Source organism: Flavobacterium sp. LK-23, assembly GCF_058135255.1.
In genome coordinates this window covers 172,289-184,437 of the sequence record NZ_JBYUVT010000002.1, presented here as the reverse complement: position 1 = coordinate 184,437, position 12,149 = coordinate 172,289, and the positions used below count along the sequence as shown (strand labels likewise).

Genomic DNA, 12,149 nt, shown 5'->3' with positions numbered 1-12,149 from the left:
TTTTTTTGTTTAAGACAAGATTAATAGTAATAATTAGACTTATGGCTGGATGCTTATAGCTTGCAGCGTAAAGCATAAAGCCTAAAAAAGAAATGAAATACGCAAGATTAACAAAAGAGCAGTTTGACGAATTACATGCTGAATTTGCAAGTTTTTTGGCAACACAAGCAATAGACAGAAAAGAGTGGGAAGAGCTTAAGATTAATAAGCCAGAAGTTGCAGAACAGGAACTTGATGTTTTTTCAGATTTGATTTGGGAAGGTGTATTAGGTAGAGCAGAATATTTGGAACATTTTTCTAAGAGCCATATTTTTCTGTTTCATTGTTTTGATACTTATATTAAGTCAATTGTTTTGAAAACTTTTTCTCCAGAAGTGGACTTTTTGACTAAAGAGGGGCTTCAATGGTTAAGCGATAATATGTTTACAGAAAATATTGAAATGAAAGTCGGGAAGAAAGTGTTTACAGATGAACGTAATTCTTCGATTTTTGAATTGATTAAACAAGGTGCTTTTTTAAGTGATGGACAGTTGTTTAATCAAATTAATACAATTATAGAATCTTAGAATAATTTTTGTAAGGTTTTTAATAAGCAGACAGTTGTTGGCAACTGTCTGCTTTTTTTGTTTTTTAACTTTTGTTTAATATTTTTGAAATTTTTGACCCCGTATTTCTACTTGTTTTTTTAAAACTCTTCATATTTTTTTAGATTTTGAGGTTTCATGAAACAGTTTTTGTGCTTTTGGTCTTTATTACGGATAGTTTTGTCGATAAAATTGTTTTTAATGTAGGATTATTCTTTATTTATATCGATTTAACATATTTTGTTTAATATTTTGTTTAATAAGGAAATTGTAAGCTAATTATGTTAAAAGTAGCGATTTTCTTGATGTTTTAATGTGTCTGTAATTTTAGAATTAAAGTTTTATGAATAAATTATAAGAATTTTATGTTTGTTTTATGTTTTTGTTTTACCTAATTTTAGGTAACAAAAGTTAAACAAAGTTTTCTTTTGGTTTTCAAGACATATTGGTTAGAAAATTATTGGCCATGTTGTTAAGATTGAAAATTGAGAAATTATACCACAACCTAATAAGTCTGCGTATGGAATTGACAATTACTTTCTTTATCAAATTTACTTTAATCGTAAATTTTGTTTTAGTTTTATTTTTTAACCTATTTCGCTTACTTCGTTTCAACGATAATTTTAATCGTTACATAATACTTAATTTTTTTTCAAAAAGTTTACATTTTAATTTGCTGTCTTTTAATCACCCCATTTGGCGGGCTGACTATAAGGAAGAATAATTTTTTGGATATAAAAAGATTCGAACTAACTTTTGCAGTTAGTTAGTTTTAGAAAAGACTAATCAACTTTCTGAAAAAAAGAATCGACATATATAAAGAACCCCAGTTCTACTTTCAACTAAAATTTTCATTATGAAAATTAGGCCTGCAACAAATTACTCCTCTTGGAAAATTGATTACAATCATTTTTCCTCTAAAAAAACAGAATTTATTTTGTCTCACAGAGATAGAATTTGTTCTACGGTATACTTTGATATACCGAATTCAACATAATTTTTTTTATTAAAACAGAATTTAGCAGCTTTTTTATAGGCTACTATTGTTTGTTTTAACTGTTTGATTTTTAACTGATTGTTTAATTGCGTAGGTGCTTGCACTTACTGCAAGAGGTGTTTTATTGTCCATTTTCTAATCTTCCAAATTATGAAAAAAAAATTTACTTTTTGTAGTCTCAATCCTCAAATGAGATTATTAGGACTTTTAACGTTATTCTTTATATGCACTAATGCATTCTCTCAGACTATTTGTAGACCTGTGTCTCAGACAAATAGTGCAGGAGGAGGACTTTTGTGTTTAGGAGTAGATGTTAATAGTCCTGCCAATGCGTATGATAGCGCTGGCTTATCCACTTATGCAACCTTAACAAATGGTGTTGCAGTGCTTGGATGTTTTGCAGAAGAAACATTGACCTTAAACCAAACAGCTAGAGCTGGTGACCAAGTTGCAATATACTTTGGTACAGGCAACGGATTGCTTGATTTAAGTTTGTTAGCAAATGCAACAGTTCAAGCTAAAAATTCTGGAGCCAATGTGGGTTCCAGTGTGGCTTTAAATAGTCCGCTTTTGAATTTGAATTTGTTAAGTGGGAATACTGTTGCTGTTGCAAAATTCCCTATTACGGGTGACACCAACCAAATTCAAATTCAGGTTGGTGGTGGACTTTTAAGTCTTTTGGTAAGCTTACGAGTTTATGATGTTAGGCTAGAATTTGCACAACCAACTGTATCTGGCGGTTTATCGCAGACAGTTTGTGCGGGAGTTCCAACAACTCTTACTGCAACGCCTGCAGCGGGTACTTCGCTGGCATGGTACAGTTCTGAATTTTCTACAACAGCTTTGGCAGTAGGTAATACGTATACGACTCCTGCTTTAGCAGCAAATACAACATATTATATAGGAATAACTAGAGCTGCAGGCTGCGAAGGAAATGTTCGTGTACCTGTGGTCTTGAATGTTTCTAATCCATTAATACCAGGAATTAGTAATGTTGGAACAACAGTTTGTTCTACAGGTGCAACTCAACAAACCACTTTATCGGTTGTAAATGTGGCTCCAGGAACAACTTACAACTGGTACTCTTCGGCAACTGGTGGGCCTGCTTTAGCTAGTGGAACTACTTATTCGCCAACAGTACCATTAGGAACGACTCAATTCTTTGTGGAGGCTGCTATTGGCAGTTGTGTTAGTTCACGTACGCCAGTTAGTGTTGTTTCTACAGCCGTTCCAATAACTCCGACAGTTTTAACGCAAAGTGTGACTATTCAATCTGGTCAGAATGCAACGTTAAACGCATCTACTACAGAGGTTGGAGCACAATTAAACTGGTATGAAACTTCAACTGGTGGAACAGCTGTTGCCACAAATACAGCTACTTTTACAACACCAATTTTAACAGCTACTAAAACGTATTACGTTGAAGCACAAAGCCCAAACGGAAATTGTGTCAGTGCAACGAGAGTATCTGTTACAGTAACGGTTCAGCCAGCAGCTTTAGGCGGATGTCTTGAAGCCAGCAGTCAAGTAACTTCTCAAATTGGCGTATGTTTATTGTGTAATGCTACAAATCCGAATTTTTCTGTAGACGGAAATCCTGCAACTGCAACAAGACTTACTGTTCCTGCCAATGTATTAGGATCTATGCAGCAAACATTACAATTTACAAATCCAGGAAAAGCTGGTGATATTGTTGATGTTGACTTAGAATTGCCAGGAGGATTAGCAGATGTTCAGTTGTTAAGCGTGATTAGTTTGGCAACCTACAATGGTGCAACTTATAATAATGATAGAGTTGCAATTAATAATCCTCTTATTACCTTGCAGTTATTAAGTGGTACTAGATATAGAGCTAGCGTTACGGCTGGTGCCAATTTTGACCGTGTAGAAGTTCGTTTAGGAGGTGTACTTGGTCTTATAACTAATTTGGATATTTATCAAGCTGCCTATAGATATAAAGCTCCAGTTGTTTCTGGAAATACTACAATTTGCAGTGGACAAACGGCGACATTAAATGCTAATCTGGCTTTAGGGGAAACGATTAGATGGTATGATGCTTTAACTGGTGGAAATTTACTAAGCAGTACAGCTTCGTTTACAACTCCAGCCTTGACAGCTAATACAACTTATTATGTTGAATTAACTCGTAATGGTTGCGTTAATAGTGTAAGAAATCCTTTTGCTGTTACAGTCGATAGTCCAGTAGCTCCAACGGCGATTTCTACTGTTCCTGCAAATTTATGTAGTGGAGAAACGACAACGATAACAATTCAATCTCCAGTTGCCGGCACAACGTATAATTGGTATGATGCTGTTACAGGAGGAACTTTGGTATTTACAGGAACTTCTTTTGTAACTCCAAATCTAACTGTTCCAACTACTTATTATATTGAAGCAGTAATTGGAGCTTGTTTAAGTACTCGTACAGCGGTAAATGTAAATGTAAATCCTAGACCAGCGGCACCAGTCCCTGTATCTTCTAGCGTTATTATTCAGTCAGGCCAGAATGTACAGTTGTCTGTTGTAAGTAGCCCTGGAGTTTCTTATTTATGGTATGATGCTCCAACAGGAGGAACTCTTTTGCAAGGTACTGGTAGTAATACTTATATACCTAATCCAGTTTTAACAGCAAATGAAACATTTTATGTTGAAGCTGTAAGTACGGCATCAGATTGTAGAAGTACTTCAAGAGCTGCTATAAATGTGATCGTAACCAATACAGTAAGCACTTGTTTGCAACCAAGTACACAAGCCATAACGGTTGACCCTGGTTTATTATGTGTTCTATGTAATGGTGTTAACGGACCTAATGCTGTTGACGGAAATCCAAATACATTTTCTTCTTTGACAATAGCTGCGGGAGTGCTTAATTCATACATACAACAACAGTTAAATTTTCTAACACCCGGTCAAGCAGGAGATATTATTGATGTTGAATTAGAATTACCAGGCGGTCTTGCTGATATTGCATTGCTGGGATCTGTAAGCATAGGAACTTCTTTAGCAGGAGCTGAAAATCCAGGCAGACTTGCAGTAAACAATAGTTTATTGAACTTACAAGTATTATCAGGAAACAAATTCAAAGTTAGTTACCCAACAACTGCTGCATTTGATAGAGTTGATATTAGATTGGGAGCATTAGTGGGCTTATTGACTACTGTAAACATTTATGGAGCTTCTTATAGATTTCCAAATGCCACAATAACTGGAGCAGCGGCACCAATTTGTGCTGGCCAAACAGCTAATTTATCTGCAACTTCAACAGGAGGAGAAACTTTTCAATGGTATGATTCTCCAACTTTAGGAAATGTTGTAAGCGTAGCTCCAACAGCTCCATTAACAACTACAACTACATACTACTTAGAAGCAACACGAGGAGGTTGTGTTAACAGCTTACGCCAAGCGGTTACTGTTAATGTTTTACCAATTCCGACTGCGGCAAATATTTTAATTACAAGTCCAGTTGAAGCTACTTGTTCTGGAGAGGCAGTTTTAACTCCATCTTCTGATATTGCTGGTGTTCAGTTTAAGTATTATAGAGATCAGAATAAAGTAACAGAAATTGTAGATGGAAGTGTAGATGGAAGCATAACATTTGCAAAAGATCCTATTACTGGTGTTCTTTCATTAACTGGTTTAACAACTTTAAATTCTCCTTACAATTTATATATATCTGCAGTTAATGGAGGTACTTGTGAGAATGTGAATGGAGATTTAAAACTAGTAACGGTTAATTTTCCTTCAACAACACCTTTAACGGTTATCACTACTCCATTAGTAGCCTGTGGTAGCGCCAATTTGGCTAATGCAATCACTAATTTTGATTCAGCAGCTACTTATACTTTTTATGATCCTTTAAATAATGTAATGACCGCCGATGCTGCTGCAAATGTAACAGTAAGTGGTATTTATTCTATACAAGCACAGGGCGCGACAAGCACTTGCCCATCAGCTAGACAATCTGTGACCGTAACAATTAATGCGGTACCAACTTTAGTGGTGACTAATCCGCAAGAATCTGTAAATGTTGGAGCTGATGTTGCGTTAAATGCTACTTCTACAGGAACTGTAACATGGTTTAATCCACAAGGTGTTGCGCTTGCAGGTCCTCCATTTACAACAGGTCCTTTAAATGTTCCGGGAGTTTACACCTACACAGCTGTTGCAACTTTAGGAACTTGTAGTGTTACTGCAACTAAGGTAATCAATGTGATAGATCTTACCAGCTGTCAAAACTTAACAGAACGAGTTTATGCATCAGGAGAAAGTGAAGGCTTTATACTTACTGGGGGTGTTTCAAACAATGCAAATGCAATTGATGGAAATCCTCAGACATTCTCAACAATTACTACTGGTTTAGGACTTTTAGGAATTGGCACAACATGGCAGAATTTAACTTGGGCAACTCCTATTGCTAAAGGTACTCCTGTTACAGTTAAATTAGGATCTGAATATAGTTTGTTGGCTGTTGGAGAGAACTTATCGGTAGTAGGAACTATTGGAGGTAATCTTATTGGAGCAATGCAGCCTGTGTCGGGATCGCTATTAAAACTAATTTCAGGAGACAATACTTATGAGTTTACTTTTGTTCCTTCAGATGCATCAGGTCCGCAAGATTATGATGGTATTCGTATTGTATCTTCTTCAATTTTAAGTCTTGCTCAAAATACAAAAGTGTTTGAAGCTCATTATAATAAACCAGTTACTGCTGTAACTTGTACTCCAGGAGATATTCAGGATATTTTTTATGGTGCTACAGATATAAACCTTCCTATAGGTGCGGCAACTGCTTTAATAGGTGTAAGTGATGCTTGGAATGTTGCTGATAATGACGTAACAACTTTTGCTACAATGTATAGTGGAGTTGGAGTGGCGGCAGCTGCAGATTTAACGGTACAATTTAAAACACCTTCTGTTCTTAGTGATACTTTAAGAATTGTGGTTTCAAAACCAGGCAGTCTTTTAAGCGTGAATCTGCTTACAGGATTCTCAATTCAGCGTTATTTAGGAAATGTGGCAGTTGGTGCTCCAATTCAAAATACTAGTACATTATTGAGTATAAAATTATTGCCAGGAAATTCTTTGGCAATGGTATTAGTGTCTTCTCCAACAGAGATTTATGATAGAGTTAGAATTCGTTTAGGAGGTGTTGCTGGAGTATTAGATTTCTTAAGAGTTCATACTGTAGAAAGAACAGCTAACACTACAGTGATTGGAGCAGATCCGCAGAATAAAATTACGGTCTGTCCGGGTAGCGAAATTGAACTCCAGATTCCTGAAGTCGCCTGTTCGACCTATCGATGGTATGATGCCGAGATAGGAGGAAACTTGGTGGCTAGCGGACCAACCTTTACGTTACCAGATAATTTAACTGCAGGTATCTATAAGTATTATGTACAACCAGTACGTTACGGTTGTGAAAATTACGCAAGAGGAGAAGTTACTGTCGAAGTAAAAGCTTCTGCTCCAGTAAATGCTTTAACAGATATTACGTTAAATGGAGGAACAGCTACATCAATTTGTTCTGCTTCTGGAACTGTAACTTTAGCAACAGGTTTAAGCGGAACTCCTGCTTTAACTAATCCTGTATACCATTGGTATAGTTTTAATGGAACGACAAGTCAGTTAATTCCTGGCGAAACAACTGCACAGTTGATAGTAAACGGATTGGCTCCGGGAACTTATACTTATTTCGTTGGAGTGAGTTCAGATGAATTGTGTGAAACTGCAGCAGCAGATAGAAAACAAATCACATTCACAATTTTGCCTCCTTCAATAGGAAGCGATATTTTGGTTGATGATGTAACGGTTTGCCCAGGCTTATCAGCATCATTAACTCCGACTGCACCAGCATTAACTAGCCCAGTATTTACTTGGTATTTAGACGCTGCTAAAACGCAACCAATTACAAATGGAGCTGTAATAGCAGGGGTTACTTATGCAATAGATGCAGCAGGTATTTTAACTGCTACAGGTTTAACAAAAGCAGTAAGTCCGATAACTTATTATGTAGCGGTTTCAAGCACTAATACCTGTGAAAATTTAGCAGGAACATTACAAGATGCAGTAATTATAGTTAGCGATCCAAATACGCCAACAACTACAAACGATACTCAGAATTTCTGTTTATCTACTGATCCTACAGTTGCAAATATTCAAGTAAACGAGAGCAATGTTATTTGGTATGATGCAGCGATAGGTGGAAATGTAATTGCCTCAACTACTCCTTTAGTAAGCAGAATTTACTACGGAGCAGCTACTGATGCACTTACAGGCTGTGAAAGTTCAGTGAGATTGGAAGTAACAGTAAATGTAAATGATCCAGGAACACCTACATTAGTAACAGCAGGAGTACAAAATTTCTGTCAAGTAGATCAGCCTACATTTGCCAGCATTCAGACAAATGAAACTAATATTGTTTGGTATACAGCTATAACAGGCGGAACATTGATTCCATCTACTACGGCTCTAACAACAGGACAATATTTCGCAGCAATCTCCGACCCAACTACAGGTTGTGAAAGCAATTCAAGGTTGACAGTTGATGTAATTGTAAGCGATCCGGGAACACCAACATTGGTGACTGCAGGAACACAAACTTTCTGTAAAGAAGACCTTCCAACATTTGCAAGCGTTCAGTTTAATCAAGCGAATATTGTGTGGTATACAGCTATAACAGGCGGAACATTAATTCCATCTACTACGGCTCTAACTACAGGACAGTATTTTGCAGCAATCTCCGACCCAACTACAGGTTGTGAAAGCGCTACAAGATTAACAGTTGATGTAATTGTAAATGACCCAGGAACTCCAACATTAGTAACAGCAGGTACACAAAACTTCTGTTTGGCTAATGCTCCGACATTTGCAAGCATTCAGACTAATGAAACTAACATTGTTTGGTACACAGCTATAACAGGTGGAACATTGATTCCATCTACTACGGCTCTAACAACAGGACAATATTTTGCAGCAATTTCAGATCCTGCAACAGGTTGTGAAAGCGCTTCACGATTAACAGTTGATGTAATTGTAAACGATCCAGGAACGCCAACTTTGGTAACAGCAGGAGTACAAAATTTCTGTCAGGTAAATCAGCCTACATTTGCCAGCATTCAGACAAATGAAACTAATATTGTTTGGTACACAGCTATAACAGGCGGAACATTGATTCCATCTACTACGGCTCTGACAACAGGACAATATTTTGCGGCAATTTCAGATCCTGCAACAGGTTGTGAAAGCAATTCAAGATTAACAGTTGATGTAATTGTAAGCGATCCGGGAACACCAACATTGGTGACTGCAGGAACACAAACTTTCTGTAAAGAAGACCGTCCAACATTTGCAAGCGTTCAGTTTAATCAAGCGAATATTGTTTGGTATACAGCTTTAACAGGCGGAACATTGATTCCATCAACAACAGCTTTAAACACAGGACAGTATTTTGCAGCAATTTCAGATCCTGCAACAGGATGCGAAAGCGCTGCGAGATTAACAGTTGATGTGATTGTAAATGACCCAGGAACTCCAACATTGGTTACTGCGGGAACACAAAACTTCTGTTTGGCAAATGCTCCTACGTTTGCAAGCATCCAAACTAATGAAACTAACATTGTTTGGTACACAGCTTTAACAGGCGGGACAGTAATTGCGCCGACAACAGCTTTAACAACAGGACAATATTTTGCGTCAATTTCAGATCCTGCAACAGGTTGCGAGAGTGCTACAAGATTAACAGTAGATGTAATTGTAAGTGATCCGGGAACGCCAACTTTAGTAACAGCAGGAACGCAAAACTTCTGTTTGGCTAATGCTCCGACATTTGCAAGCGTTCAGTTTAATCAAGCGAATATTGTTTGGTATACAGCTTTAACAGGCGGAACGTTAATTTCATCAACAACAGCTCTGACAACAGGCCAATATTTTGCGGCAATTTCAGATCCAGCAACAGGCTGCGAAAGCGCTTCGAGATTAACAGTTGATGTAATTGTAAGTGATCCGGGAACTCCGACTTTAGTAACAGCAGGAACACAAAACTTCTGTTTTGCTAATGCTCCAACATTTGCAAGCGTTCAGTTTAATCAAGCGAATATTGTTTGGTATACGGCTTTAACAGGCGGAACATTGATTCCATCAACAACAGCTTTAACAACAGGCCAATATTTTGCTGCAATTTCAGACCCAGCAGGCTGCGAAAGTGCTGCGAGATTAACAGTTGATGTAATTGTAAACGATCCAGGAACGCCAACTTTAGTAACAGCAGGTACTCAAAACTTCTGTTTGGCTAATGCTCCAACATTTGCAAGCATCCAAACTAATGAAACTAATATTGTTTGGTACACGGCTTTAACAGGCGGGACAGTAATTGCTCCTACAACAGCTTTAACAACAGGACAATATTTTGCAGCGATCTTAGATCCAGCAACAGGTTGCGAAAGCGCTTCAAGATTAACAGTTGATATAATTGTAAACGATCCAGGAACTCCGACTTTAGTAACAGCAGGAACACAAAACTTCTGTTTGGTAAATGCACCGACTTTTGCAAGTGTTCAGTTTAATCAAACAAATATTGTTTGGTATACAGCTTTAACAGGCGGAACAGTAATTGCGCCAACTACATCTTTAACAACAGGCCAATATTTTGCAGCGATCTCAGATCCAGCAACAGGCTGTGAAAGTGTTACAAGATTATCAGTTGATGTAAATGTGACTGACCCTGCAACACCAACAACAACTGCTGCTGCACAAACTTTCTGTACAGGTACAAATCCTACAGTTGCTAATATTCAAGTGAATGAGAGTAATGTAGTTTGGTACACAACTCAAACAGGAGGAACTGCTTTGGCTGCGACAACTGCGCTAACTACAACAACTTATTTCGGAGCAATTAAAGATCCAGTAACAGGTTGCGAAAGCAGTGTCAGATTGCAAGTGGCTGTAACAGTTGGTAATACATTAAATCCAACGACAAATAGTACAGCACAGACTTTCTGTTCTGCAAATGCTCCTACTATTGCAAATATTCAAGTAAACGAAAGCAATGTAACATGGTTTACAGCAGCGACAGGAGGAACAGCAATTCCAGCAGGAACAGCGCTTACTTCAGGAATTTATTTCGGAAATATAGTTGATCCATCAGGATGTGAAAGTTCAACTCGTCTTCAGGTGACTGTTACCGTAGTTAATCCAAGTCCAACACCGACTACGACTAACACAACACAAAACTTCTGTACTTTAAATTCGCCAACAGTGGCAAATATTCAAGTAAACGAAGCAAATGTTGTTTGGTATAGCACAGCTACAGGAGGAACAGCAATTGCGCCAACAACAGTTCTTGTTACAGGTACATATTATGGTGCAGTTTCAAGTGCTATTGGATGCGAAAATCTAGCTAGATTAGCTGTTACGGTAAATGTAAATTCGCCAAGTGTAATTACAACGCCAAGAACTACACAAACATTCTGTTTATCAGCTTTGCCAACATTGGCTAATATTTTTGTAAACGAAACAAATGTAGTTTGGTACGCATCTGCAACTGGCGGAACAGCATTAGCAAATACAACTCCGCTTACAGCAACGACTTATTATGCAGGAGCATTGACTAATACATTTAACGGTTGTGATAACGGACCAAGATTAGGAGTTACAATTGCATTCGAAAATGACGCTGCAGTTCAGCTTGCTACGACAGATGATACTCCTTGTGTATTCAAAGGCGTAACGTATTCAATTGCAAATGGTAAATCTAATTATGTATGGACTATTAATGGAGGTACAATTGTTTCAGGCGGGGGTACAAACGATGGTTCTGTAACAGTTTCTTGGTCAGATATTGGTCCAGGAAAAGTAACTGTAGCTTATGTTAATAATTGCGACGAGAGAACAATTAAAACGTTAGATGTTACTGTTGCAAGCTGTTCAGATTTAACTATTACGCATACTGTAGATAATCCAACACCGAACTTTGGAGATAAAGTAACGTTTACGATTACAGTAAACAATGTAGGTGAAGGAGATTTTATAAATACTATTGTGAGTGATTTGCTTCCTAGCGGTTTACAATTGGTAAGTTCTTCGGCAACTGCAGGAACATACGATCCAGCGACACAGCTTTGGACTATACCAACATTAACGGCAGGTCAGAGCGTAGTATTGACAGTTGTTGCAGAAGTATTATCAAGTGGAAACTACACTAGCGTTGCTACCGTTGAAATTTCGACTCCTTTAGATGTTGATGCATCAAATAATTCAGCTTCAGTTACATTAGAACCAATTTGTCTAACTGTTTACAATGAGTTTACTCCAAACAATGATGGTAAAAACGATTTGTTCAGAATTGACTGTATTGAGTCTTATCCAAACAACGAACTGAAAGTATTTAACAGATACGGAGCATTAGTGTATAGTAAAACACGTTATGAAAATGATTGGAACGGTACAGCAAATGTATCCGGTGTAGTTAATAGAGGAGATATGCTGCCAACAGGTACTTATTTTTATGTGATAACCATTGGAGATGGAACGGTTAAAAAAGGCTGGTTGTCTATTATGAGATAATCCACTTC

General features: G+C 37.5%; 2 protein-coding genes. Both read left to right on the top strand.

All coding sequences use genetic code 11. The features are described 5' to 3' along the window. Positions 1–92 precede the first annotated feature (92 nt). Positions 93–566: a DUF6495 family protein gene (locus AC3Y25_RS04235; RefSeq protein WP_489901853.1), complete on the top strand. Its 474-nt coding sequence runs from the start codon at positions 93–95 to the stop codon at positions 564–566. 1,165 nt (positions 567–1,731) lie between these two features. Next, positions 1,732–12,141: an Ig-like domain-containing protein gene (locus AC3Y25_RS04230; protein WP_489901852.1), complete on the top strand. Its 10,410-nt coding sequence runs from the start codon at positions 1,732–1,734 to the stop codon at positions 12,139–12,141. Positions 12,142–12,149: the final 8 nt, after the last annotated feature.

Excerpts from the sequence above, each read along its gene's own strand:
- AC3Y25_RS04230 (WP_489901852.1), top strand. The coding sequence starts at position 1,732 with ATGAAAAAAAAATTTACTTTTTGTAGTCTCAATCCTCAAATGAGATTA.
- AC3Y25_RS04235 (WP_489901853.1), top strand. The coding sequence starts at position 93 with ATGAAATACGCAAGATTAACAAAAGAGCAGTTTGACGAATTACATGCT.